This window comes from Salegentibacter chungangensis (assembly GCF_042678405.1).
Taxonomy (GTDB): Bacteria; Bacteroidota; Bacteroidia; order Flavobacteriales; family Flavobacteriaceae; genus Salegentibacter_A; species Salegentibacter_A chungangensis.
In genome coordinates this window covers 1,827,683-1,853,714 of sequence record NZ_JBHTLI010000001.1, presented here as the reverse complement: position 1 = coordinate 1,853,714, position 26,032 = coordinate 1,827,683, and the positions used below count along the sequence as shown (strand labels likewise).

General features: G+C 41.2%; 26 protein-coding genes. 16 read left to right on the top strand and 10 right to left on the bottom strand.

The features are described 5' to 3' along the window. Positions 1 to 37: 37 nt before the first annotated feature. Complete coding sequence (locus ACFQ3Q_RS08465) at positions 38 to 2,284, top strand: TonB-dependent receptor (protein ID WP_380744802.1); 2,247 nt, start codon at positions 38 to 40, stop codon at positions 2,282 to 2,284. A 62-nt stretch (positions 2,285 to 2,346) separates the two neighbouring features. On the opposite strand, the gene ACFQ3Q_RS08460 is transcribed toward ACFQ3Q_RS08465, so the two are convergent. From ACFQ3Q_RS08460 to msrA, 3 genes are read right to left on the bottom strand one after another with little or no spacing between them, the layout of a single operon-like run. After that, positions 2,347 to 2,652: a hypothetical protein gene (locus ACFQ3Q_RS08460; RefSeq protein ID WP_380744800.1), complete on the bottom strand. Its 306-nt coding sequence runs from the start codon at positions 2,650 to 2,652 to the stop codon at positions 2,347 to 2,349. Positions 2,653 to 2,694: 42 nt separating this feature from the next. Next, a complete protein-coding gene (folE, locus tag ACFQ3Q_RS08455) occupies positions 2,695 to 3,291 on the bottom strand; it encodes a GTP cyclohydrolase I FolE (protein WP_380744798.1) in 597 nt (198 codons plus the stop codon). A gap of 1 nt (position 3,292) precedes the next feature. Then, positions 3,293 to 3,844 (bottom strand): peptide-methionine (S)-S-oxide reductase MsrA, encoded by a 552-nt coding sequence (gene msrA / locus ACFQ3Q_RS08450; protein ID WP_380744796.1) that lies wholly within the window; start codon positions 3,842 to 3,844, stop codon positions 3,293 to 3,295. Between the two features lie 149 nt (positions 3,845 to 3,993). Here msrA and ACFQ3Q_RS08445 point away from each other — a divergent pair, with 149 nt between their 5' ends. The 9 genes from ACFQ3Q_RS08445 to ACFQ3Q_RS08405 all read left to right on the top strand — a co-directional run bounded on the left by ACFQ3Q_RS08445 (position 3,994) and on the right by ACFQ3Q_RS08405 (position 14,775). Beyond that, entirely contained in the window at positions 3,994 to 6,441 is a 2,448-nt protein-coding gene (locus tag ACFQ3Q_RS08445; protein WP_380744794.1) for a DUF5916 domain-containing protein, read from the top strand. Positions 6,442 to 6,495: 54 nt separating this feature from the next. Further along, a complete protein-coding gene (locus tag ACFQ3Q_RS08440; RefSeq protein WP_380744792.1) occupies positions 6,496 to 7,155 on the top strand; it encodes an ABC transporter ATP-binding protein in 660 nt (219 codons plus the stop codon). Between the two features lie 18 nt (positions 7,156 to 7,173). After that, a complete protein-coding gene (locus ACFQ3Q_RS08435) occupies positions 7,174 to 7,938 on the top strand; it encodes a TIGR02757 family protein (RefSeq protein ID WP_380744790.1) in 765 nt (254 codons plus the stop codon). A gap of 87 nt (positions 7,939 to 8,025) precedes the next feature. Continuing rightward, positions 8,026 to 9,243 carry a sensor histidine kinase gene (locus ACFQ3Q_RS08430; RefSeq protein ID WP_380744788.1) on the top strand — a complete coding sequence of 406 codons (1,218 nt, stop codon included), beginning with the start codon at positions 8,026 to 8,028 and terminating at the stop codon, positions 9,241 to 9,243. 68 nt (positions 9,244 to 9,311) lie between these two features. Beyond that, the gene (locus tag ACFQ3Q_RS08425; RefSeq protein ID WP_380744787.1) at positions 9,312 to 10,520 is read left to right on the top strand and encodes a sensor histidine kinase; all 1,209 of its coding nucleotides are present in this window, start codon (positions 9,312 to 9,314) and stop codon (positions 10,518 to 10,520) included. A 41-nt stretch (positions 10,521 to 10,561) separates the two neighbouring features. Next, entirely contained in the window at positions 10,562 to 12,487 is a 1,926-nt protein-coding gene (locus ACFQ3Q_RS08420; RefSeq protein ID WP_380744785.1) for a BatA domain-containing protein, read from the top strand. After that, positions 12,484 to 13,734: a dihydroorotase gene (locus ACFQ3Q_RS08415; RefSeq protein ID WP_380744783.1), complete on the top strand. Its 1,251-nt coding sequence runs from the start codon at positions 12,484 to 12,486 to the stop codon at positions 13,732 to 13,734. The genes ACFQ3Q_RS08420 and ACFQ3Q_RS08415 overlap by 4 nt, the downstream gene beginning before the upstream one ends. Positions 13,735 to 13,789: 55 nt before the next feature. Then, complete coding sequence (locus ACFQ3Q_RS08410) at positions 13,790 to 14,116, top strand: DUF4870 domain-containing protein (protein WP_380744781.1); 327 nt, start codon at positions 13,790 to 13,792, stop codon at positions 14,114 to 14,116. Further along, positions 14,116 to 14,775: an alpha/beta hydrolase gene (locus tag ACFQ3Q_RS08405; protein ID WP_380744779.1), complete on the top strand. Its 660-nt coding sequence runs from the start codon at positions 14,116 to 14,118 to the stop codon at positions 14,773 to 14,775. Before ACFQ3Q_RS08410 ends, ACFQ3Q_RS08405 begins: the two co-directional genes overlap by 1 nt. Here the strand turns inward: ACFQ3Q_RS08405 and ACFQ3Q_RS08400 are convergent. Continuing rightward, positions 14,772 to 15,269, bottom strand: coding sequence for a hypothetical protein (locus ACFQ3Q_RS08400; RefSeq protein ID WP_380744777.1), 498 nt, complete (start codon positions 15,267 to 15,269; stop codon positions 14,772 to 14,774). The genes ACFQ3Q_RS08405 and ACFQ3Q_RS08400 overlap by 4 nt on opposite strands. A gap of 4 nt (positions 15,270 to 15,273) precedes the next feature. Next, positions 15,274 to 16,035 (bottom strand): MBL fold metallo-hydrolase, encoded by a 762-nt coding sequence (locus ACFQ3Q_RS08395; protein ID WP_380744776.1) that lies wholly within the window; start codon positions 16,033 to 16,035, stop codon positions 15,274 to 15,276. A gap of 103 nt (positions 16,036 to 16,138) precedes the next feature. Here ACFQ3Q_RS08395 and ACFQ3Q_RS08390 point away from each other — a divergent pair, with 103 nt between their 5' ends. After that, positions 16,139 to 17,599 (top strand): TonB-dependent receptor, encoded by a 1,461-nt coding sequence (locus tag ACFQ3Q_RS08390; protein ID WP_380744774.1) that lies wholly within the window; start codon positions 16,139 to 16,141, stop codon positions 17,597 to 17,599. A 75-nt stretch (positions 17,600 to 17,674) separates the two neighbouring features. On the opposite strand, the gene murA is transcribed toward ACFQ3Q_RS08390, so the two are convergent. The 3 genes from murA to ACFQ3Q_RS08375 form a co-directional block, all read right to left on the bottom strand. After that, positions 17,675 to 18,988: a UDP-N-acetylglucosamine 1-carboxyvinyltransferase gene (gene murA, locus ACFQ3Q_RS08385; protein WP_380744772.1), complete on the bottom strand. Its 1,314-nt coding sequence runs from the start codon at positions 18,986 to 18,988 to the stop codon at positions 17,675 to 17,677. A gap of 12 nt (positions 18,989 to 19,000) precedes the next feature. Then, the gene (locus tag ACFQ3Q_RS08380) at positions 19,001 to 19,633 is read right to left on the bottom strand and encodes a DUF4290 domain-containing protein (RefSeq protein ID WP_380744771.1); all 633 of its coding nucleotides are present in this window, start codon (positions 19,631 to 19,633) and stop codon (positions 19,001 to 19,003) included. Positions 19,634 to 19,744: 111 nt separating this feature from the next. Further along, positions 19,745 to 20,053: a DUF493 family protein gene (locus tag ACFQ3Q_RS08375; RefSeq protein ID WP_380744769.1), complete on the bottom strand. Its 309-nt coding sequence runs from the start codon at positions 20,051 to 20,053 to the stop codon at positions 19,745 to 19,747. Positions 20,054 to 20,121: 68 nt separating this feature from the next. Here ACFQ3Q_RS08375 and ACFQ3Q_RS08370 point away from each other — a divergent pair, with 68 nt between their 5' ends. The 5 genes from ACFQ3Q_RS08370 to ACFQ3Q_RS08350 all read left to right on the top strand — a co-directional run bounded on the left by ACFQ3Q_RS08370 (position 20,122) and on the right by ACFQ3Q_RS08350 (position 24,655). Then, a complete protein-coding gene (locus ACFQ3Q_RS08370; protein ID WP_380744767.1) occupies positions 20,122 to 20,661 on the top strand; it encodes an AAA family ATPase in 540 nt (179 codons plus the stop codon). A 2-nt stretch (positions 20,662 to 20,663) separates the two neighbouring features. Next, positions 20,664 to 22,571 (top strand): RecQ family ATP-dependent DNA helicase, encoded by a 1,908-nt coding sequence (locus ACFQ3Q_RS08365; RefSeq protein ID WP_380744765.1) that lies wholly within the window; start codon positions 20,664 to 20,666, stop codon positions 22,569 to 22,571. Next, the gene (gene fmt / locus ACFQ3Q_RS08360; RefSeq protein ID WP_380744763.1) at positions 22,568 to 23,515 is read left to right on the top strand and encodes a methionyl-tRNA formyltransferase; all 948 of its coding nucleotides are present in this window, start codon (positions 22,568 to 22,570) and stop codon (positions 23,513 to 23,515) included. The genes ACFQ3Q_RS08365 and fmt overlap by 4 nt, the downstream gene beginning before the upstream one ends. 186 nt (positions 23,516 to 23,701) lie before the next feature. Next, on the top strand, positions 23,702 to 23,974 hold the full coding sequence (locus ACFQ3Q_RS08355; RefSeq protein WP_380744762.1) for an HU family DNA-binding protein: 273 nt from the start codon (positions 23,702 to 23,704) through the stop codon (positions 23,972 to 23,974). Between the two features lie 123 nt (positions 23,975 to 24,097). Continuing rightward, the gene (locus ACFQ3Q_RS08350) at positions 24,098 to 24,655 is read left to right on the top strand and encodes a YqgE/AlgH family protein (protein ID WP_380744760.1); all 558 of its coding nucleotides are present in this window, start codon (positions 24,098 to 24,100) and stop codon (positions 24,653 to 24,655) included. Here the strand turns inward: ACFQ3Q_RS08350 and ACFQ3Q_RS08345 are convergent. Beyond that, on the bottom strand, positions 24,652 to 25,500 hold the full coding sequence (locus ACFQ3Q_RS08345; protein WP_380744759.1) for an aminotransferase class IV: 849 nt from the start codon (positions 25,498 to 25,500) through the stop codon (positions 24,652 to 24,654). The genes ACFQ3Q_RS08350 and ACFQ3Q_RS08345 overlap by 4 nt on opposite strands. A 52-nt stretch (positions 25,501 to 25,552) precedes the next feature. Beyond that, positions 25,553 to 25,942 (bottom strand): START-like domain-containing protein, encoded by a 390-nt coding sequence (locus ACFQ3Q_RS08340; RefSeq protein ID WP_380744757.1) that lies wholly within the window; start codon positions 25,940 to 25,942, stop codon positions 25,553 to 25,555. Positions 25,943 to 26,032: the final 90 nt, after the last annotated feature.

The following is a 26,032-nucleotide window of genomic DNA, read 5'->3' as shown; positions in this document are numbered from 1 at the left end:
TCTATAATCTATTATACAGAATCTTTAATTACCTATTATGAAATTGATATATACCTGTATGCTGCTGTTAGCGGCATACAGCTCAGCATATTCCCAGAATTCTTTTTCGGGAATTGTAAAAGACCTGGATACAGGCGAACCTATTTTTAGTGCTACGGTTTATTTCCCTCAACTTGAAAAAGGAACAGTAACAGAAATGGATGGTTCCTTCAGTTTATCAAATCTTCCGGAAGGAAAATACAAACTCGTTATCTCAACAGTTGGCTATGCCAGCTTTTCTGAAGAAATCCGGGTTCCTTCAGAAACAAGAAGTTTCAGTCTGAAACCGGCAGCGGTGGAAATGGAGGAAGTGATCATTTCCACTCCCTTTCACCAGCTGCAAAGCGATAATGTGATGAAGGTGGAACGTGAAAATATGAAGGAGCTCAATAAAAAAGGAGCCTTAAACTTATCGGATGGTATTACCCAGATTGCAGGTGTAGAAAGCGTGACTACCGGTGTAGGCATAGGGAAACCGGTAATCAGGGGACTCAGTTCAAACCGTGTACTGGTTTACACCCAGGGAATACGGCTTGAAAATCAGCAATATGGAGATGAACATGGCCTTGGTATAAGTGCCAAAGGGATAGGTAGCATAGAAGTGATAAAAGGCCCCGCTTCCCTACTCTACGGAAGTGATGCCATTGGCGGAGTGCTTTACCTGAACCCTGAAAGTTATGCTTATGCCGGAAAAACAGAAGCTGAAGCCGGCGCTGACTATTTTAGCAACACCAGAGGGTACCAGGCTAGTGCTATGGCTAAGACCTCCGGAAAAAAGCTCAAGTTTTTAACCCGCGGAAGCTATGCTGCGCACAGCGATTATAAGACCGGCAACGACATTAGAGTGACCAATACCCGCTTCAGCGAAAAGGACCTTAAAGCCGGTATTGGGTTTCAGGAATCGAAATATAAAGGTAACCTGAGATATAATTATAACCAAAGCGAGATAGGGATCCCGGAAGAAATCGGCATTCAAAGTACCGATAAGGATGTACTACTTCCCTATCAAAAAATAGACAATCATATTCTGAGCCTTGACAATAGCATCTATTTAAAGAATTCCAGCCTGAATCTTAAACTGGGTTATCAATTCAATAACCGAAAGGAGTTTGAAGAAGAACACGAAGGGGAAGAACATTCAGAAGAAGAACATACCGGGGAAGGACCAGCTCTTGAAATGCACCTTGAAACCTTGAATTATAACCTGCAGTACAACCTCCCGAAAACAGGGAATTTTGAGACGATTCTTGGCTTGCAGGGAATGGAGCAGAACAATAGTAATTTTGGTGAAGAGATACTGATTCCCGATGCCCGGACCAGCGATATAGGTGTTTTTGCAACCACCCACTATCATCTTGAAAATTGGGATCTTCAGGGTGGTTTGAGGTATGATCACAGGAATATTGACAGTGAAGAGTTCGGTGAGGATAATCAAGAACATTTTATACCAGCCGTTAACAGAGACTTCAACAGCCTTAATGGAGCTCTTGGGGTAAAATATCAGTTTGACCGTAAATTAATAACCAGGCTTAACCTGGCAACAGGATTCAGAGCACCAAACCTTTCTGAACTCACTTCCAACGGAGTGCATCACGGAGCAAATCGTTATGAAACCGGAAATACCAACCTGAAAAATGAACAGAACTTCCAGGTCGATCTTTCCGTGGAATGGAGAAACAAACATTTTGAAGCTTCCGTCAATGCTTTTCACAACCAGGTAAACGATTATATTTTCCTGGATCCTACCGGGGAAACAATAGAAAACTCTGAAGTCTTTGAATACACCCAACAGGATGCCAGACTTTATGGTGGTGAGGCCGGGGTACATATTCACCCGCACCCTTTAGACTGGCTGCACCTGGAAAGCAGTTTTGAAATGGTTACAGGAAAGCTGCAAAACGATGAATATTTGCCACTAATTCCGGCAAGCTCACTGACCAATACTTTGAGGGTGGAACTGGAAAATAAAAATGAAAAAATTACTGAAAAGTATGGCTTCCTAAGACTGAAGAATGTCTTTGCCAAAGAGAATATAAGCAGGTTTGAGACCACTACTCCGGCTTATGCTTTACTTTCTGTAGGATTCGGAAGTACTGTTAACCTCTCTTCTTCAAAGATCGACTTCAGTATTAGCGGTACCAACCTGCTGGACAAAGCTTATATCTCCCATCTCTCCAGGTTAAAAAGCGATAACATAGCCAATATAGGCCGAAACATTAAATTTTCCGTTAGCTGGAACCTATAAAAGAAAAAGCTGTCCGGGATCTTACGGACAGCTTTTCATTCAACTAATTAAAATTAAGATCTTTAGTAACTTTCAACCTCAATCACTCTGGCTTTAGGAGCAGGCTCCTTCTTCCATACAAAAGTGTACAGGTACATAAGGGTGAAGGTTGGAATAATATCGGTACCCGGCAGGATCTCTTCAAGGAACACCAGTACAGAAGCTACCTTTCCTTTTTTCCCGGGATACATTTCACTCATTTTTTTCGAGGCATAAGGCGCCCATAATATGTCCAGAAAAGGCCCGACAACGGGAATAGCTACTGTAGCCATACCTACTGCATCATAGACCAGGCTTTTTATGAATAACTTATTTTTTAAAATCTTCATTGGTTGTTTTTCCTTAAAAGATACAAATAAGGTGCCAGACTTCTATTTAAGGTCTGAACTGATGAGTTTCAGAAATTCATTACGGGTTTCATTCTTCTCAAACTGGCCGCGGAACCCTGAAGTTGTAGTTGAACTATTCTGCTTTTGAACTCCCCTCATCATCATACACATATGCTGAGCTTCAATTACCACAGCCACCCCCTGAGGTTTCAGGGTGTTATTGATACATTCTACAATATCATTGGTAAGGCGTTCCTGCACCTGTAACCTCCTGGCAAAAACATCTACTACCCGTGGCAACTTGCTTAAACCAACAATATGGCCATTCGGGATATAAGCAATATGGGCCTTCCCGAAAAAAGGGAGCATATGATGCTCACATAAGGAATAGACCTCTATGTCCTTAACCACCACCATTTCACTGTAGCTCTCCTTGAACATCGCCTTTTTAAGGATCTTATTGGCGTCCATTTTATACCCCTGCGTAAGGAACTGCATAGCCTTTGCTGCCCGCTCCGGAGTTTTTAACACCCCCTCCCGTTCCGGGTCTTCTCCCAGTTCCCGGATGATCTCTCGAAAATCATTTTTAAGGCTGTCGGTGGTCTTGAGATTGTATTCTTCAAAAAATTGATAATGCATTTTATTTCTTCTTGAGTTTATCTGAAAAACTTGTGGTTAACTTTTTGATCTTCGGATCTATGATATACTGACAATAGGGCTGCTGCCGGTGTCTGTTATAAAAATCCTGATGTTCTTCCTCGGCTTTATAAAAATCTGAAGCCGGTTTTATTTCCGTTACTATTTTGTCTTCAAAGACCTTTTTTTCCTCCAGCATCGCTATCACTCTTTCGGTCACTTCCTTCTGCTCCTGAGAATGATAGAATACAGCGCTCCTGTATTGTGTGCCCACATCATTCTGCTGGCGGTTAAGCGTTGTAGGGTTATGTGTCCCGAAAAAGATAAGTAAAAGATCTTCATAACTTACCACTTTCGGATCGAATTTTAACTGAATCGCTTCAGCGTGACCGGTACGCCCGGTTATGATCTCCCGGTAAGGAGGATTTTTTATAAAGCCGCCGGTGAACCCTGAGATCACTTCTTCTACGCCCTCTATCCTTTGAAAAACCGCTTCGGTACACCAAAAACAACCTCCGGCAAAAGTCGCAGTTTCTCTTCTCAGTTCTTCTCCCATCCTTCTCTGTTTATTTTGTTTATCAAATTTAATTATTTTTTAAACAAAACTATGTTTGTTCATTAGTTTTGTTTCAGATTTCAGCAAGTCTTAATAATCTTATGTAACATTGCAGCTATCCGTCTGTCTTTTTAGCAAATCTATTATTAATGTATTTCCAAAAATTAATTTTTGCACTATTTCTTTTAATCTTTTACAATTTTCAGGCCCAAAACAGAGCATTTGAGAATACTCCAAAAAAGTTCTATACCGCCACCAGGATCCAGGAAGCTCCAAAAATAGATGGCATCCTGGAAGATAATGTCTGGAAAAATAAACCTGTGGCTTCCAATTTCGTTATGGTTGAGCCCGGAGACGGCACGCAAATCCCGGAAACTCACAAAACAAATATAAAACTTCTATACACCGATGAAGCCATATATATTGCTGCATACCTTCACGAAAACGAGCCGGAAAAGATTGTTAAACGATTCACCCAAAGGGACAATATAGAGGTTAATGATTTCTTCCTGATAGATATTAATACCTATAATGACGGAGAGAACCAAACCAGGTTCATCGTTACCTCTGCCGGGGCCATAGCCGATGGAAAAAGCATAGGGAACAGCGAAGACTATAGTTACAATGTGGTTTGGGATGCGGCAGTATCACAGGACGAAAAGGGCTGGTATGCTGAGATCAAGATCCCATATGCCGCACTCAGGTTTCCGGATAAGGAGGAGCAACTTTGGGGTATTCAGTTCGCCAGGCAGATCACACACCTTAACGAAACCTATTCCTGGAACTATATAGATAAGTCGGTTGGCAAGATTAGTCAGCACGCAGGTCTGCTAAAAGGATTGAAGAATATCGACCCTCCTGTTCGTCTTAGTCTGTACCCCTATGCATCGGTGAGCACCGATTATTTTAAGAAAACTAGTGAAACACGTTTCAGTGCCGGGATGGACCTGAAATACGGAATTAATGATGCATTTACGCTGGACGCCACCCTTATCCCCGATTTTGGTCAGGCTGCTTTTGATGAAGTAGAACTTAATCTTGGACCGTTTGAACAGACCTTCGGCGAGAACCGGGCATTTTTTACAGAAGGCACCGAATTATTTACCAAGGGTGATCTTTTTTATTCACGCCGGGTGGGAAGTACACCTACCGGTTTCAATGAAGCCCAGAAAGATGTTCTTGAGAATGAAGAGATCATCGAAAATCCGCAGAAAACCGATCTTCTAAATGCACTTAAGATCTCGGGCCGTACCGAAAACAGCCTGGGGATAGGGTTCTTTAACGCGATCACCCGGGAGACCCACGCCAAATACAGGGACACGATTACCGGCGAGATCCGCGAAAAAGTTACCGAACCGCTGTCTAACTATAATATTCTTGTGCTGGATCAGCAATTCAATAAGAACTCCTCCATCAGTCTCATCAATACCAATGTCACCAGAGAAGACAACTTCAGGGACGGGAATGTGACCGGATTCTTATTCGATCTTTACAACAAGAGCAACTCGTTCAATATTTCGGGGCAGGCAAAAATGAGCAACGTAAATAAAAAGCCTGAAAGCCTGACCGGGTTTGCCTCTACTCTGTCTTTTAACCGTACCAAAGGGAATTTCAGGTATGGGGTGACTCACGATTTTGCGAATGAGACTTATGACATTAATGATCTTGGCGTGAATTTTACCAATAACTACAGTAATTTCTTCTGGATGACCTCCTACCAGATCTTTGAGCCTACCGGCGGCTTCAATACCTTTAACCTTCAGGTATACGGAAATCATCAAAGAAGATATAAACCAGATGTTCCCGTTAGAACAGGGGTCGGGACCAGTCTTTTTGCCATCACCTCCAATCGTTTTGCTTTCGGAGGCTTCACAGATATCAACTCCAGGTATAAAGATTTCTTTGAGCCAAGAAAGGACGGCCGGTTCGTGGAATACAATTCAGATATCCTCGGGGAAGTCTGGGTTTCTTCAGATTACAGGGAAAAATTCGCCTATGATGTTCGGGTAGGCTATAAGAGCCTTTTTGGAACCAATGAAGAACGGGTAAAATTAAAGCTGAAGCCAAGATTCAGGTTCAATAATAAGTTCAATATGATCTATTCCTTTAATTACACCAATCATATAAACCGAAACAGTTTTGTTTCCATAGAGGATGAAGATATCATTTTTGGCAACCGGGATATGGAGAGCATTGAAAATTCATTACAGGCTTACTATAACTTTAATACAAAACAGGCCCTAAGCTTAAGTTTCAGAAATTTCTGGTCTACGGCGAGTTTTAGCGATAACGGGTTTAAAAGTTTAAACGAAGATGGCAGCCTTATTTCTACCACCTATGACAACAGTGGTGATAATGATCCTAATGTGAACTTTAATATCTGGAACCTTGACCTTAGTTACCGCTGGCAATTTGCCCCTGGAAGCGAAGCCATCCTGCTTTACAGAAATTCCATTTTCAATCAGGATACGCTAAGCGCTCTTTCCTACAGCGAGAGCCTTGACTATTTATTTGCCCGGCCGGCCAGGCACAATCTGAGCCTGCGCATAGTCTATTATATAGATTATAACAATGTGATGAACATATTCAAAACCTAACTTGGGGATTGTGCCGATTTTAGCTACTTTTCAGCATTCGTAGAAAGAACCGGAATGATAATAGCCAAGAATATTCATAAATACTATGGTGATCTTCACGTTTTGAAGGGAGTAGGTTTACACATTAAGAAAAGCGAAATTGTCTCAATAGTTGGGGCATCGGGAGCCGGGAAGACCACCCTGCTTCAGATCCTGGGAACGCTGGACAGACCGGAAAAGAACAAGGAATCTGAGCTGAAGATAGGTAGCACCAACATCTATGGGCTGTCCTCTAAGGAGCTCTCGAGATTCAGGAACAAGCACATTGGTTTTATATTTCAGTTTCACCAGTTACTACCTGAGTTCACTGCCCTGGAAAATATCTGCATCCCGGCTTTCATCCATAAAACCCCTAAGGCTGAAGCCGAAAAAAGAGCTCACGAATTATTAGGTTTTTTGGGACTGGAACACAGGGCCAACCATAAACCCGGCGAGCTTAGTGGCGGGGAGCAGCAGCGTATTGCAGTGGCAAGGTCTCTCATTAACAATCCTTCGGTGATTTTTGCTGATGAACCTTCGGGAAACCTGGACAGTGAATCGGCTGAAAACCTGCATCGTCTTTTCTTTAATTTAAGAGACGAATTTCAGCAGACCTTCGTTATTGTAACCCATAACGAAGAACTCGCTGATATGGCCGACAGAAAACTGACTATGGTTGACGGAGAAATTGTTTAATACGCAAGGCACAAGAATTTGAAAAAAAGCGAACTAAAATCTTTTTTAGACTTTAAAGCTAAACAATATAATGCTCCGGAATTCATAGATTCTGACCCCGTGCAGATACCTCATCTCTTTAGCCAAAAAGAGGATATTGAGATCTCGGGATTTCTTACGGCGACCATAGCCTGGGGAAACAGAAAAAGTATTCTTAAAAACTCTAACCGGCTGATGGAGATGATGGGCAACAGCCCTTATGATTTTGTGATGAATCATAAGAAAGAGGACCTCGATAACCTGGAAGGATTTGTTCACAGGACTTTTAATGATACAGACCTGAAGTATTTCATTAGATCCCTTCAGAATATTTACCGCAACCACGGGGATATTGAGTCAATTTTTAAGGAATATGCTTTACCAGACTCGCTTCAGCCTGCAATTCACGAATTCAAAAAAATATTCTTCGAACTTCCCCACCCTTCAAGAACCCGCAAACATGTTAGTGATCCGTTAAAAAACTCTGCTGCCAAGCGAATCAATATGTACCTAAGATGGATGGTTAGAAAAGACAATTCAGGAGTGGATTTTGGTATTTGGGAAAGTATAGATCCCTCACAGCTCTCCTGCCCTTTGGATGTGCATTCCGGAAATGTGGCACGAAAGCTTAAACTCCTGAAACGCAAGGCTAACGATGCCAAAGCCCTCGCCGAACTGGACCACTCGCTGAGAAAACTTGACAGGACAGATCCGGTAAAATATGACTTTGCTCTTTTCGGGTTAGGAGTTTTTGAAAAATATTAGCAAATACCACTGAATTTTCAATTTTTTTGTTAACTTAGAGTTAAATCTTCAACAGTTAACCACCTCTAAATTAACAAAACCTTCAGAATGCTACAGCCGGCGGTCCCTTTATATGAAAGAAAAAGGCTTAGGTCTCTTAAAAAGACCTATCTACTGAACACGCCTGCTGAATCCAAATTTGACAGCATTACCAAACTGGCGTCTTACATTTGCAAGACACCTATAGCTCTTATCACACTTGTTGATGACACCAAGCAATGGTTTAAATCTAAGATTGGCACTGAAATTTGTGACACAGACCGCAACATCTCATTTTGTGGCCACGCCATCCTGGAACCTAAAGATTTAATGGAAGTACAGGACACGCGATTAGACCCGCGTTTCAAAAATAATCCACTAACCAGGTCTCAAAAAGATCCTATCTTATTCTATGCCGGGGTGCCTCTGCTGGACAGTGACGGGATGCCCCTGGGAACATTATGCGTTCTGGACACCAAGGTGAACAAGCTTGATAAAGGTCAAAAGGAAGCATTAAAAGACCTTGGAAAACAGGTGGAATCATTGTTTGAACTTCACCGTAAGAATCATCATCTTGAAAAGGCAGAAAAAGAGCTGCACATTCACAATACCCTGCTTAAGAATTTTGCTGCAATGGTCTCTCATGACATCAAAATGCCATTGGCAAATATGGTCATAACCACCGATGTGTTACGCAAAAAATATGCTGCTTTATTAGGAAAAGAAGGAGTTGACTACCTGAAGAACCTTAAGCGCTCAAGCCTAAACCTTAGCAATTATGTGAACGGTATCTTGAGCCACTATGAAAGTGATACCATTTCGGCATCCCTAAAGCAGAAATTCAATCTTAACCATTTACTTGAGGAGATCATAGACCTGTTGAATATTACTGAAGATTGCGAGATAAACCTCCCGGAACAGGATGAAATAATCAAAACAAACAGGGCGGTAATAGAGCAGATATTCCTTAACCTCCTTGGGAATAGTCTGAAATACAACAATAAAGATAAGATCATTATTGATATTGGGTTTAGAAAGACCCGTGATTACTACTATTTCAGCATTAAGGATAACGGGATGGGAATTCCTCTCGAGAAACACAGAGATATCTTTAAACTCTTCACCACCCTCCACACCGCAGACAGGCAGGGGAACAAAGGAAACGGGATTGGTCTTTCTACAGTAAAAAAGCTGGTTAAAAGGCTTAAAGGTAAGATAAGGCTCAACTCAGAAATTGATAAGGGCACCGAATTCCTGTTTTCCATAAAACGCAATTTATCAGAGTAATAGGAGTGAATTAATTAAAATTCTCAAATAATTTTAATTACATTTAGCTTAGAACTACTAGCGCAGCAATGCAAATAAACAAAAAGACGTATCCATATAATGAAAAACTCCGGCAGGCTGCTCTAGCCGAATACGCTATTTTTAAATCGGGGCCAGATAAGGATTATGATGAGCTTACCTACCTGGCCGCGAAATCCGGAGATTTTCCCGTTGCTCATATTAGCGTTGTCACCAGAAAGAAAGTCTGGTACAAATCTGAATACGGCACAGCCATTAAGGAAATTGAAAGGGAGAACTCCTTTTCCAACCTGGCTGTAAAAGCCGGGGAAGAAATCTTCATCCTAGACAGCAATACTCACCCTGAAATTTTTAAAAAGCTGAAACCGCACTACCCTCTAGAGATAAATTTCTATATCGGGATCCCGCTTTTTAATCCACAGAGGCACGCCATTGCCGTTCTATCTGTTTTCGACAGCAAACCAAGAGATCTAGGTGAAACCGAAATAAGGACTCTGAAAGCACTGGCAAACCAGACAATGAACCTTTTGGAGTTCAGAAAACAAAAAAATAAACTGCAGCACGTGCAGCGAAAGCTGAAGCAGAAATACAGAGATCTTGAGAAGTTTGCCAGTCTTGTTTCTCACGACATAAAATCTCCCTTGGCGAACATCATCTCTTTAACCGAACTGCTAAAAGAAGAAAACAAAGGGAAGTTCGATAAGGAAACCGAAGAGTATTTAAAATTCCTTATAGAATCTTCTTATTCCCTGCGGAATTATGTTGATGGAATCTTAAGCTTCTACAGAAGCGACCATATCTTTGAAAAAGATTATGAGAATGTGGACCTTGGGAGGATGTTAAACAATATTGCGAACCTCTATCAGGTGTCTGATGATGTAACGATTAATTACCCGCAATCCGGGACCCTGCATAATGTAAATAAGGCTGCATTAACCCAGGTTTTTATGAACCTGGTAAGCAATGCCCTTAAATACAACAATAGTAAAGAAAGAATGGTCGATATCTGTTTTAAAGAGACAGATCAATATTACCATTTTCACGTACGCGATAACGGCAGCGGAATCCCCAAGGCTAAATCTAAAAAGATCTTTGAACTGTTCACTACCCTGGACACCACAGATCGCGATGGAAATCCCGGCAGCGGAATAGGTCTGGCCACGGTTAAGAAACATATCGAAAATATGCAGGGAGACATAGAGGTTGAATCTGAGCCCGGCCAGGGCAGTACTTTTAAATTCAAAATTAAGCGGCTTTAATACGCTTGTTTTTCTATATTTGATAAACACTTGAAAAAGGCATGCAATTTTTACACCCCGAACTTCTTTATGCCCTCTTTCTTCTTTTAATCCCCATACTTGTTCACCTGTTTAGGTTAAGAAAATTTCAGAAGGAATACTTCACGAACGTAAAATTCCTGAAAAAGATCTCAAGTGAGACAAGAAAAAGTTCTCAGCTTAAAAAATGGCTAATCCTGATTTCGAGGCTATTAATGCTAACGGCCATAATCATTGCTTTTGCCCAGCCTTACCTACCGGCCCAAGGCTCGAATGCAGCGGTTACCCGGAAGCTGATTTACCTGGATAACTCCCAAAGCATGCAATTAAGAGGGCCTAAAGGGGAACTCCTCGCCTCTTCGGTACAAAGCCTGCTGGAGAATATTCCTGAAAACGATAAGCTTAGCCTTATCACAAACGACAAGGAATACTTTAACCTAAGCACATCAGAACTGAGAAAGGAACTCTCTGAATTAGACTACTCCCCTGGTAGTCTGAATTTCGAAGAAATTAAACTGAAAGCAGGCAATTATTTTAAAAATAAAAACTCAGCCAAAAATGAGCTGATCCTCATTTCCGATTTTCAGCAGAACATAAATGTGCCGACACAACAAGATTCCTCTGCCATCAATATCAGTTTTATTCCGCTGAAGCCTGTAAAACCCGAAAACATAAGTATCGATTCAGCCTTTGTTCAAAATAAGAATACAGAAGGAATAGAGATCAAGCTTCTTCTTAAAAGCAATACAGAAATTGAGGATCCGGTTTCAGTATCTTTATATAATAACGAAGATTTACTGACTAAGAACACCGCTGATTTTAACGAAGAAAATGAGGCAGAAACCATTTTTAACTTGAAAAGAGAGGCACTTTCAAATGCCTATTTTGAGATTGAAGATAACGGGCTTATCTATGATAACCTGCTATACTTTAGCCTTAATCAAAACCCCCAAATTCAGGTAAGTGTTATTTCTGATAGTTCGGCAGATTTTCTGCAGCGAATTTTCACTGAACCGGAATTCAGCTTTCATAATTTTAGCCTGCAGCAACTGGATTACAAGGTCCTCAGTTCTTCCAATCTCATCGTGCTTAATGAAATTCCCGAAATAAATTCCGCTCTTAGCCAGAACCTGAAACAGTTCTACAAAAACGGAACTGTAATCTGCCTTATTCCGGCACAAAAGGCACAGCCTAATTCTTATAATCTTTTCCTTAAAGAATTGAACGCCCCCGTTTACGGTGAGGAAACAGAGAGAGAACAGTTAATAACCGGGATCTCCTTTGAGCACCCTTTATTCAACTCTGTTTTCGAAAAACAGATCAGTAATTTCGATTATCCAAAAGTTCAGTCATTTTACCGCGTCTCCCGAAACCAGAATGCAGCTCTTAGCCTGCAGGACGGTTCTCCTTTTCTGCTACAGCGGGATCAGCTTTTTATGTTCGCTGCAGCTCTGAATAGTGAGAATTCAAACTTCAAGCAATCTCCTCTTATCGTTCCCAGTTTCTACAATATGGGACTTGCTGCTTTAAAAAGTCCAAAATTATATTATCAAATTAATGATCGGGACCAAATAGATATCCCGGTCAGTATTGGGCAAGATGAGGTTTTAAGCCTGAAATCTGAAGAAAGCTCTGTAATTCCACAACAGCAATTGTTTCCGGATAAGGTACAGATCTTCACTAATGCCATAGAAACTCCCGGAAACTATAGAGTTATGTACGGAAAGAGTGATCTGGGGAAGCTTAGTTTTAATGAAAAAAGAACAGAAAGCAAGCTGGTGTACACTCATCCTGAAAGCCTGAAAAACATCCGTAATTTTGAATCTATCGATAAATATTTCGAAAATGCAAAAGCATCGGGTCAAACCAAGCCGCTTTGGAAATGGTTTGTTATTTTTGCATTGTTCTTTATGAGCCTTGAAATGCTACTATTAAAATTTTTTAAATGAAGCTACTAATTAAATCAGCCAAAATACTTGACCAGCAGTCAGCTTTTCACAAGCAAACCAAAGATATTCTTATCGAAGATGGGATCATTAAAAGGATCTCTTCAGAAATAAAAGAAAAAGCAGACAGGGAAATCAGAGAGGGAAACCTGCACGTTTCGAGAGGCTGGTTTGACAGCAGTGTAAGTTTTGGAGAGCCGGGGTATGAAGAACGGGAAACCATTGCAAACGGACTTGACACCGCCGCCAAGAGCGGATTTACTTCGGTGGTGCTGAATGCCAGCACCAATCCTGTTATAGACACCAACTCGGCCGTGATCTCCATAAAATCAAAGGCGCTGGATCACGCGGTTAACCTGTTACCCACCGGGGCTCTTACCGTTAAAAGCGAAGGAATTGACCTTGCCGAATTATATGATATGGCCCAGGGCGGAGCCGTAAGCTTCGGGGATTACAAACAGCCGGTAGACAACCCGAACCTTTTGAAACTGGCACTGCAGTATACCCAGAATTTTGGCGGGCTCGTACAATCTTTTCCGCAGGAGAACAAAATAGCAGGAAAAGGCCAGGTGAACGAGCACCACAGCAGCACTTCTTTAGGGCTTAAAGGAATTCCTAATCTGGCTGAAGAGCTTCAGGTGGCACGAGATCTGTTCCTTCTTGAATACACCGGAGGAAAATTACATATTCCAACAATTTCAACCGCCAAAACGGTAGAACTCATAAGGAAGGCTAAGGAACAAGGGCTGGATGTAAGTTGCAGCGTCGCAATCCACAACCTTATCTTTACAGATGATGTTTTAAAGGAATTCGATGCCAATACCAAGGTACAACCACCCTTAAGAACCAAAGAAGACCTTGAAGCTTTAATAGAAGGGCTAAAAGATGGCAGCATAGATATGGTTACCAGTGATCATAATCCCATCGATATTGAGCATAAAAAGGTAGAATTTGAAAATGCTATGTACGGAACGATTGGGCTGGAAACTGCTTTTGGCGCTCTTGGAACCATTTTTTCTGCTGAAGACTGTGCAGAGATCCTAAGTCGGGGGAAAAACCGTTTTGGGCTTAAAGCTTCCACTATCGAAGAAGGAGAACCTGCCGACCTAAGCCTTTTCTCACCAGAAGTGGATTATAAGTTTACTAAAGACCATATTCATTCAACTTCAGAGAACAGTATTTTCCTGGGAAGCAAACTTAAAGGCCGGGCTATTGGAATTATTACTAAAAAAGGCTTTGCCGGTCTTTAGAAAAAACAATATTAATATCTTTGTATATCTGTAATTACAGATTAAACTTCATCAAATGAAAAGCGTTGCAGAAGAGGGAAAAACAGCAGCTATAGTTGCGTATCTCACAGTTATAGGCACCATAATTGCCTACTTTATGAATAATGATACCAAGAACCCGTTTGCCAGCTTCCATATAAGACAGGCTTTCGGGATTCATATTACCTTTTATCTTTTAGGGGTACTTGTAGGAATGTTCGACAGCTGGCTGATCTCTTCCGCGTTTTACGTTTGCATCTTTATTCTCTGGATCTACGGATTTGTAAGTGCGGTCCAGGGGGAACAAAAAGAAGTGCCTCTTGTTGGCGCACAATTTCAAAAATGGTTTAGCACAATAAATTAATGAATACCACCAGTTTATCCCTATATCATAAAGTAAGAGAACCTAAAGTAAAGCTTGATAAGGCGCCTTTACTGATTATGTTTCACGGCTACGGAAGCGATGAGAACGATCTTTTCTCCTTCGCCGGAGAACTACCTGACGAACTTTTCGTGATTTCGGTAAAAGCTCCTTATCCTATGCAGCCTTTCGGAAATGCCTGGTATGCCATACACTGGGATAATACCGACGGAAAATTCAGTGATGATGATCAGGCTATAGAATCAAGAGACAAAATCGCCGATTTTATAGATGAAGCTATAGAAAACTACCCTGTAGACCCTGCAAATGTTACGCTTTTCGGCTTTAGCCAGGGCACCATTCTTAGTTATGCCGTTGCCCTCTCCTACCCTGAGAAGGTTAAAAACGTAGTTGCACTAAGCGGTTATGTAAATAAAGGCATTCTGAAAGAAAATTACGAGAAGAATGATTTCTCACACCTTTCTTTCTACTGCTCACACGGCTCTGCAGACCAGGTGATCCCAGTAGAATGGGCAAGACAAACCAAACCTTTCCTGGACAGCCTGAATATTGAAAATACCTATTCAGAATTTCCTGTAGGCCACGGGGTGGCCCCACAAAATTTCTTTGAGTTAAAGGACTGGCTTGTCAAGCACCTTTAATCTTTCTGATATAAAAAGGATTTTTCAGGAGTAAAGCTTATTTCGCCTTGATCGTCTACCGAGTAGCTAAGAAGAATTTCTCCCCAATAGGTCCCGTCAGTAAAGTCGGCAATAATCCATTTATGGTTTAGCAGCTTGATCTTATTAATACGCATAGGCCCTTCCATTCCTTCAAAGGGAACCAGGTCATTATCTTCATTAGCACGATTGCGGCTTATAATCTCATCTCTCACTTTATTTTTGATCGCCAAAGGGTCCAGCCCCCGGTTTTCAAAATAAGTAAGCGCATCTTCATTAGATTCCAGAGAAAAATACGTTTGATCCTGGGTCTCAGACCTAAGCTCTTCTATTTCGGCCTCCTGTGATTCGCTTCTGTTTTCAAGTTGTTCTATGGTAGCGTCCCTGGCATCAAGTATTCGTTTATCATTAACATAAATAAAGATCACGAACAGAACGGAAAAGATGAGCAGGTAAACCAGTATTTTATTTCGCATAAGTTTAAAGAGTGATTTTCAGGTTATCATAGGCCAGAAATACATTTTCCGGCAGCCTGGCCTCCACTTCGTCGTGAAAACCAAGCAAATGGCTTATATGGGTTAAATAGGCCCTTTTAGGCTTTACTTCTTCAATAAATTCCAAGGCTTCTTCCAGGTTGAAGTGAGAGTGATGAGGTTCAATTCTAAGCGCATTCACCACAAGAACCTCCAGCCCCTCCAGTTTTTCCACTTCTTCCTCTTCTATACTTTTAAGATCTGTCAGGTAGGCAAAATCCTTCATCCTGAACCCGAAAACCTGCAGGCGGTTATGCTTAAAATCTACTGGAAGGATCTTATGCTCCCTGAAGCTGAACTCCTTGTTTTCAATTTGATTCTCAATAACCCCCGGAGCACCGGGATATTTATTCTCAGATGTAAAGATATAATCAAAACGCTTTCTAAGCGATTCAAGCACTCTTTGATGTGCAAAAACCGGTATATCTCCCTGACGGAAGAAAAAAGGCCTGATATCGTCTAATCCGGCAGTATGGTCATTATGTTCGTGAGTGAACAGGATAGCATCCAGGTGCTTTACATTATTGGCAAGCATCTGTGCTCTGAAGTCGGGACCGCAGTCAATTAGAATGTTGCAGCCGTCCCACTCTACCAGAACCGAGACCCGTAATCTTTTATCTTTAGGGTTTTCACTTAAACATACGGGATGTTCGCTTCCTATAACCGGAATTCCTTGAGATGTTCCTGTGCCTAAAAATGTTACTTTCAAAGGGAATTTATTTTGACACAAAAATATATATATTTTTTTGTATACCTCGCCGTTTTAGTACCTTTGATTAAAACAAAAAGGAAATTCATTTAAAAGAAAAATTATGCCAATTACCATAATGGGCGACAAGGAATTTGAAAACGTTCCTTCTATAAAAAGTAAAGCACTTCGCATTAATTTAAATGAAAATATTTATGGTACTTTCTCTGAAATTGGTGCAGGACAGGAGACTGTAAGGAATTTCTTTAGAGCCGGTGGTGCTTCGGGGACTATTGCGAAAGCGATGAGCGCCTACGATAAAGACTTTAGTGATGCTATTTACGGGGTTGAAGATGACAGAAGATATGTGACCGAAGCCCGTTTAAAAAAGATGCTGAGCCACGAGATCAACCTTATTGAAGAGAGAATTTCTCGCGAAAAACATCCAAACAAACTTTTCTTCAGCTACGCCAACACCGTAGCGACCATAGATTTTGCAAAGAAATATAAAGGTCACGGATGGGTAGGGATCAAATATCAGGTAAGACCTGAAGAAGAATACAACGAAATTATTCTTCACGTACGCTTTCATGAGAATGATGCACGTCACCAGCAAAACACTTTAGGGATCCTTGGGGTAAACCTTATATATGGAGCTTACTACAAGTATGATAATCCAAAAAAATTACTGCGTTACCTCTACGATCATATAGACAAAGACCAGATAGAGATCGATACCATCAACTTTTCAGGGCCAAGATTCGAGAAGGTTGATAACCGTTTAATGAGTTTACAGCTGGTTAAAAACGGAATGACCGAGGCCGTAATGTTCGGACCTGACGGAAACAATGTACTACCGGCCAAGATCCTTTATAAAAAGAACATCCTTGCCTTACGTGGTAGCTTTAGACCGGTTACCAAGGTAAATATGGATATGTATGAACGTTCCAAAGAACTTTTCTTCAAAGAAAGCAAAGTAGATAAGGACAATACCGAGGTGATCTTCGAGATTACCCTTTCCAACCTGCGTGCTGAAGGAGAGATCGATGAACGTGACTTTATGGACCGCGCCGAACTTCTTTGTTCCCTGGGCCAGACAGTGATGATCTCCAACTTCCAGGAATATTACAGGGTTGTGGAGTACTTCTCAAGATATTCAAAACAAAGAATGGGGCTTACAATGGGTGTTAACAACCTGATAGATGTATTCGATGAAAAATACTATCGTCACCTGAGTGGCGGGATCCTTGAAGCTTTTGGAAAGTTATTCTTTAAAGACTTAAAGGTTTACCTGTATCCTTTAAAAGATCCGGAAACAGGAGAAGTTACTACAAGCGAGAACCTGAAGGTGCACCCTCGTATGAAAGAACTTTATAAGTTCTTCAAGTACAATGGCCGTGTGGAAGACATCACCGAATTCAATCCAAATATTCTGGATGTTTACTCCCGCGAAATTCTGCAGATGATCCAGGAAGGAAAAGAAGGCTGGGAGGATATGCTTCCTGAGAAGACCACCCAAATGATTAAAGAACACAATCTGTTTAACTACAAAGAGAATAAGAAAAAGGCCCAAACTGAAGCCTGATCATAAATCATTATAAAAAGAAAAAAGCTGTCAGATCTGACAGCTTTTTTTATATCTAGAAATGAAAAAACCTTCTTAATCGACTCTTTCAATTTTTGCTCCAATTGCTCTTAAGCGCTCATCGATATTCTCATATCCCCTGTCTATCTGCTCAATATTATGAATCGTAGAGGTTCCTTTGGCAGAAAGCGCTGCGATAAGCAGGGAGATCCCGGCACGAATATCTGGCGAAGACATCGTGGTAGCCTTCAGCTGAGATTTAAAATCGTGACCAATCACAGTAGCTCTGTGCGGATCACATAGAATGATCTTGGCTCCCATATCTATAAGCTTATCCACAAAGAACAGCCTGCTTTCGAACATTTTCTGATGAATCAAAACACTGCCTCTGGCCTGTGTGGCAATTACAAGAACGATGCTCAGTAGATCCGGAGTGAATCCCGGCCAGGGCGCATCGCTGATATTCATTATAGAGCCATCAATAAAGCTCTGCACTTCATAACCATCGGTATGTGCGGGAATAAAAATATCATCCCCCCTTTGTTCCAGGTGGATCCCAAGTTTTCTGAAAGTAGTCGGAATAAGCCCAAGCATACCCCAGTTCACATTCTTAATGGTGATCTCACTTTGCGTCATCGCCGCAAGGCCAATCCATGAACCAATCTCGATCATATCAGGAAGAATGCGGTGTTCACAATCGCCAAGTTCCTTAACCCCTTCGATCTCAAGGAGGTTGGAACCTACACCTTTGATGTTTGCCCCCATCGAATTCAGCATTTTACAAAGCTGCTGTAAATAAGGTTCACAGGCGGCATTATAAATCGTGGTCTTGCCTTCGGCAAGGACGGCCGCCATCACGATATTGGCTGTGCCGGTAACCGAGGCCTCCTCAAGCAGCATAAAGTCTCCCTTAAGCCCATTAGGAGCCTCTACTCCGTAGAAGCGCTCCTCTTTATTATAGCGAAATTCCGCTCCTAACTTTATAAACCCTTCAAAGTGAGTGTCAAGGCGTCGGCGTCCTATTTTATCGCCTCCCGGCTTAGGAATAAATCCTTTTCCGAAACGCGCAAGCAAAGGGCCTACGATCATAATCGACCCTCTTAAGCCGCTTCCGTCTTTCTTGAACTGGTCACTGCTTAGGTAGTCCAGGTCCAGATCATCGCTTTGAAAAGTGTAACTCCCCTTCCCTGTCTTTTCTACTTTTACCCCTAAATTTCTTAAAAGGTTAATAAGCTTATTCACATCAAGAATATCGGGGATATTGGAAATGCTTACTTTATCTGAGGTTAATAATACGGCACACAGAATTTGCAAGGCTTCATTTTTGGCACCTTGTGGCTGTATTTCTCCACTTAAGCGATGCCCGCCTTCAATCTGAAAAGTTCCCATGTAATAAGATTTTTAGTGGCGTTTACGGCCTTTACGACCAGATTTCTTTGAACTGCCCTTCGTGAATTTTTTCTTGCCCCGTAAAAGGTTTGACGTCTCGGTCAAATCTTCATCGGCATTTTTCAGGTTAATTTCTCCGTCGCTAAGCTCTCTTAAATGCTCAAAGATCACAGCATCTTCAACGGCATCCCTGTTCCAGTTCAGGAAAGATTTCTTCATATGGTTAGCAATGGTATACACCAAAGCCTCTTTTAAAGGACCTTCGTCATAAGTTCTGGCCTCATCTATCATCCGCTTGATGTTATTTCCGTAGAATCGATACTTCGGGAAGTTTTGAGGATAATCTAAAGGATCCGGTCTTTCTGCCAGCATTTCTCTGGAGGGCTTCGGAAAAGGAGAATCGACATCCAGTTTAAAATCGCTAATGATGAACAACTGATCCCAAAGCTTATGTTGGAAATCCGGAACGTCTCTTAAGTGAGGGTTCATATTTCCCATAACCGCAATAATAGACTGGGCTACTTTGTTTCTTTCTTTATCGTCTTCAATAGTAACGGCATGTTCGACCATTTTCTGCAAATGCCTTCCATACTCGGGAATAATCAAATCACTCCTCTCGGAGTTGTATTCTAATGGGTGTGTCAAAATAGAATTTTATAGGGTGATACTTAACTGTAGAAGTTTAATCGTTTGCAAAATAAGAAATATTATCCAAGATTAGTAAAAATTGAAGTCTTTTCTAATCTCCCGGCATTACTATAATGAAATAACCCCCTTAACTTCTGCCGCCACTTCCTTATATTTAAAAATCACAGCATCGGGATTCCTCATTCTAACATTTACAGAAACACTTGTATAATTACCGTTTTTAGACTGCTTGGTCTTTATTACTGCCCCGGTATTATCAAAGATGCTCTCTATCTTTTTGATCTTCTCATCACTGGTAGGCACAATAAATTTATACAGGTATTCTGACGGCCACATACTTGTATCCTGTAGCTGCGCTTTTAATTTAATATAAAACTCCTTAGACTTACTTGCGTCGCTCATAACTTTCTTCTTCATTTATAATTGCAAAGATACATGGAATGAATGCATTTTTATAATCAAATTCAAATGACGAAATTTGCAGCGTGAGTAAGAAAAAAATTGTTATTACCGGTGGTCCCGGAACAGGAAAGTCTTCTATAATCCATAACCTGGAAGCTCAAGGAAATGAATGCCTGCACGAAATCTCCAGACAGGTAACCCTCGAGGCCCAAAAGGAAGGGATTGCACAGTTATTCCTTGAAAAACCCCTGCTCTTTAGTGAAAAGTTACTTGAGGGGCGTATCAGGCAGCATTACGAAGCCGAAGAAAAAACTATAGAACCTATTTTTATAGATCGCGGAATTCCGGATGTGATCGCTTATATGGATTATTTTGAAACCCGGTATACTTCAAAGTTTACCGAAGCCTGTGAAAGGCATAGCTATCACCAGGTCTTCATCCTTCCTCCGTGGAAAGAGATCTATAAAAGCGATAACGAACGTTACGAAACTTTTGAAGAAGCCCTGGCGATTTCCAAATTCCTGAATGAGACCTATAAAAGGTTCGGGTACCAACCTGTAGAAGTCCCAAAAGGCCCTGTGGAAGAAAGAGCTAACTTTATATTAAATAATCTCGATGACTAAATTTGCAGGAAGCCTTACACATACTAAAGAAATACTGGGGTTATGATGAGTTCAGGCCATTACAGTGGCCCATCATTTCAGATCTTTTAGAGAAAAAAGATATTATAGCCCTGCTGCCTACCGGTGGCGGAAAATCTGTTTGCTTCCAGGTTCCTGCCTTACTGCAACCGGGCATCTGTATTGTTGTCTCCCCGCTTATTGCCCTTATGGAAGATCAGGTCTCCTCCCTTCATAAAAACGGCATAAAAGCTATGGCCGTTACAGGAGGTATATCTTATGACGACCTGGATAAAAAACTGGATAACTGCATTTACGGAAATTATAAATTCCTTTACCTCTCCCCGGAAAGGCTTCAGCAGGAACTGGTACAGGAGCGTATCAAACAAATGGATGTAAACCTTATCGCCGTAGATGAAGCCCACTGCATCTCTCAATGGGGACACGACTTCAGGCCTGCATACCGGAATATCAATAAGCTCAAAGAGCTGTTACCGGAAACTCCCCTGGCTGCCCTTACCGCAACCGCCACCCCTGAAGTGGTTAAAGACATCAAAAAGGAACTTGAACTGGAAGGCTCTGTTCTTCACAAGAAGTCCTTTGCACGCCCTAATATTGCTTATAATGTCTTAAAGGCTGAAGACAAATTCTATCGGTTAAGCCGACTTCTAAAAAGCAAATCTGAAACAGCGATCATCTATGTAAGAAGCAGGAAAGCAACTATAGATATAAGTGAACATCTTAATAAAGAAGGTTACAGGGCCCTGGCATTTCACGGCGGGCTCAAAAATGAAGAAAAGTCAAAGAGACTTAATATGTGGCTTGCGAACGAGTCCTATATTATGGTAGCGACCACCGCTTTTGGGATGGGCATAGATAAACCCGATGTGCGGCAGGTGATCCACCTTAACCTACCGGAAAGCCTGGAAAGCTATTTTCAGGAAGCAGGCCGTGCAGGGAGGGATGGAAAACCGGCAGCGGCAAGTATCATTACCAGCACCAGTGATATTCCGGTCTTAAAGAACCAGTTCTTAGCAAGTCTACCCGACGTCAAAGACATTAAACAGGTCTATAGAAAGCTAAATTCTTATTTTCAGATCGCTTTTGGTGAAGGAGAACAAACAACAGAGAATTTTAATTTCTCAGATTTCTGTGAACAGTATTCCTTTAATGCCCTTAAGACATACAACTGCCTCCAGGTATTGGACCGCTGCAGTATTCTTAAACTTTCGCAACAATTTCATAAGAAAACAGAGGTGCAGTTTATTATTTCTTCGGCTCAGCTGGACCATTATTTAAGCAGCCATTCGGCGTACGACGATCTTGTAAAGGCAATGCTGAGGACTTACGGCGGAATCTTAGAAAACAAGACTTCCATCAACCTAAATGCTCTCTGCAAAAAAGCGGGCATTACTGAAGACAAGGCCATAGACATCCTGAAACGTCTTGAAGCAGATGAGATCATAGAGTTCAATTATGCCGCACAGGATACAAGTATCACCTTCCTTGTTCCCAGGGAAGATGAAGCGACAATTAACCCTGTGGCCAGTTACATCAGGCTTCAGTATGACACCAAAACAAGCAAGATTGAAGCAGTGCTAAGTTTTATCGAAAATGAGAAAGAATGTAAAAGTCAGCAATTGCTGAAATATTTCGGAGAAACAGAAACTTCTCCCTGCGGGATCTGTTCGGTTTGTAATAAAGAAAACACCGAAATTAGCAGAAGTGTGATGAACAATATTTATAAAGAGATTGTACTTCTTCTGAAAAAAAGAGAATTAAACTCAAGAGCGCTCACAGAACAAATTGATCTTTACAGAGAGGAGCATATATTAAAGGTATTACAGCTGCTTGTTGAAAGAAAGATCATATTAAGGACACCAACCAACAACTATAAATTACCAGAAAAATGAGAGAATTAAGGATTGTATTTATGGGCACACCCGATTTTGCGGTATTTAGCCTGAAAAAGATTGTGGAAGCCGGATACAATGTGGTTGGCGTGATCACCGCACCCGACAAGCCTGCCGGGAGAGGCCGAAAGCTTCAGCAAAGCGCGGTAAAGAAGTATGCACTGGAAGAGGGCCTGAAGTTAATGCAGCCCAGCAATCTTAAATCTGAGGAATTTCTTGAGGAACTAAAAAGCCTGAACCCGAATTTACAGGTAGTAGTGGCATTCAGAATGCTGCCAAAATCGGTTTGGTCTCTTCCCGAATACGGGACCTTCAATCTACACGCATCCCTCCTGCCCCAGTATCGCGGTGCAGCCCCTATAAACTGGGCACTTATAAACGGGGAAAAGACCACAGGGGTTTCTACTTTCTTGCTGGATGAGAAAATAGATACCGGGGCTATGCTGCTTCAGAAAGAAGTAGAAATCGAGCCGCAAGAAAATGCAGGCCAACTTCACGACAAACTTATGCATACCGGTGCCGGTCTTATTCTGGACACCCTGAAATTAATTGAAAGCGGAAAATCAGAGGCCGTTAAGCAGGAAGAAAGCAAAGAGCTTAGACCGGCCCCAAAACTCAATAAGGACAACACCCGTATAGACTGGCATAAGAGCACAGATAATATCTATAACCTTATAAGAGGCCTCAACCCCTATCCTGCTGCCTGGAGCCTTCTTATAAATGCCTCGAAAGAATTAAAGGTTAAGATCTTTGATATAGAAAAGCAAAAGTCAGAGCACCACTATCCAATAGGTTCTATTACGGTGCAGGACAAAAAACTGAAAGTGGCAACTTCAGACGGATTTATTATCATCAGTTCGATTCAGCTTCCAGGGAAGCGAAAAATGGAAGTAAAAGACCTGTTAAATGGTTTTACCTTTACTCCGGACGCAAAATTCCTGTAAACCCTTATAGACACTGAAACGAGAAAAAATCAATAATTTAAAGCCATACTTATTAACAAAAACCCTAAGTTATTAACAATAATCGGCATTTCCCTTGGTATTACTTGCACGGGCGAGAAATCCATATAAATTTGTAGAGCAATTTAACAGAATGTTTAACCAACAATTTATTTTAAAATTCAAATTATGAACAAAACAGATTTAATCGATGCAATGGCTGAAAACGCCGGGATTTCAAAAGCAGCTGCTAAAAAAGCTCTAGAGTCTTTCTTAGGAAACGTTGAAAAATCTCTTAAAAAGGGAGACCGAGTTTCTCTTGTAGGATTTGGTTCTTGGTCAGTATCTAAAAGAGCTGCTCGTGAAGGAAGAAACCCACAAACCGGAAAAACCATAAAAATTGCTGCTAAAAATGTAGTGAAATTTAAAGCCGGAGCAGATTTACAAAAAGCTGTGAACTAATAATTTGTATTAGTAAAAGATTATGAAGCCTTCCCCCGGGAAGGCTTCTTTTATTCATAAAATTGGCATAATTTTTTGAATTTAAATAAATAATTATTTAGCTTAGTTAAAAACATTGCTGATATGATCGCTTTAAAACCAACCAAAGGTCATCTCTTGGTAGCAGAGCCCTCCATTATCGGAGATGTGGCTTTTAATCGCTCTGTGGTGCTTCTGGCAGATCATTCAGAAAAAGGATCGGTTGGCTTTATCCTGAACAAAGTACTGGACTTCACCCTTACCGACCTTATCCCTGATCTTGAGGCCGATTTCAGAATTTATAATGGCGGTCCCGTAGAACAGGATAATCTTTACTTTATCCACAAGGTGCCTGAGCTTATTCCCGATAGTATAGAGATCGCCAACGGCATCTACTGGGGCGGAAATTTTGAAGCCGTACAGGAACTGATTACCAAAAATCTTATAGACGAAAAACAGATAAGGTTCTTCCTTGGCTATTCGGGCTGGGATGCAGACCAGCTGAATGAGGAGTTAAACTCCCATTCCTGGATCGTCACCACAAATGAGGATAATGACATTATTGAAAGACCTTACAGTTCTTTCTGGAAGGATAAAATGATGCAACTGGGCGGAGAGTATGTTTTATGGTCAAATGCTCCGGAAAATCCTGCCTACAACTAGCCACCCAAACGGGCTTTCACATTCAATTTAGACAGAAGATCTTTCGCCACTTTGGAGGCGAATTCCTTTTTACGGTATTTGCTTACCGGCTGAATACCGGTAATTACATTCGTAATAAAAAGCTCGTCAGCTTTTTGCAGCTCGAAAGGAGAAATAGAAGCTTCTTCAAGACTATAATCATCAATTTTCTCAACGATCCCTAAAAGCTGCTTCCTGGTGATACCGTTCAAAGCACCGTCACTTACCGGCGGAGTTTTGATCACACTGCCTTTTACCAGGAATATATTTCCGTTAAGGGCCTCTACCACGCTTTTCTTTTCGTTTAGAATAAGGCAGTTATTGTATCCGTTTTCAGAAGCGAAAATACTTCCAAGAACATTCACTGCACGATTGTTGGACTTAATACTGGACAAAAGCCCGCTGTTTATATAATGATCTTTAAAAAGTTCAATTTCATAGAAATCGTCGCTTAAAGTATAAAAAGCATCATCCAGCTCCTTTACACTCGCCACGTAACCAATATCCCGGGTTTCCGGAGTGTAATACCCACCTTCTTTACGGAATACGGAAAATTTGACTCTGGCAGGAGAGGTTTCCAGCTCATTGGCCTTTACCAGGGTTATGATCTCTTCTTCAAGAAACTCAGGAGAGAAATTAGCCGGAATCTCCATCCGCATAATACGCATAGAGGCCATTAGCCTGAAATAATGGTCTTCCCAGAACATTATCTTTCCGTTTATCACCCGTATAGTTTCAAAAACCGAATCGCCGTAGGCAAATCCCCTGTTCGAAACCGAAAGGCTGGCCTGACTGTCTTCTAATAAGTTTCCGTTTAAATTGATCATAAAAAAACCCCGTTTATTAACGGGGTCAAAGGTAATGTTTCTCTATAGAATATTAAACTGAACCAAGCACCTGTTTTAGGTCTGATATCATATTTTCCCAAAGCATTTTCCCTTCTTCCACTTCATCTTCATCTTCCGCGAAATCTGTGATCATAATAGACACGTCTTTGGTAATATCATCTACCTGAATCCTGATTTCAAAAAAGTAAGGGGTGTCTTCTTCTGAAAGCCATTTAAATTTTACACGCTCATCGCTTTTCTTGCTAACAAGCTTGGCCTGCTCCTCACTTCCTTCCCAGATAAAGGTGAAAAGTTCACCACGGGAATTCACGTTATCAGCATACCATTCGCTTAAACCTGAGGGTGTTGAAATATATTGATATAATAATGAAGGAGAAGCATGAATGGGAAACTCCATTTCGTACTTGATCTTTTCTTCCATTTGTAGATTTATTAGTTTCGGGCAATATAGATATTAATTGGAAAGATAAAAAGAAAACAAAATAAATATTTTAGAAAATATTGTTTGCGT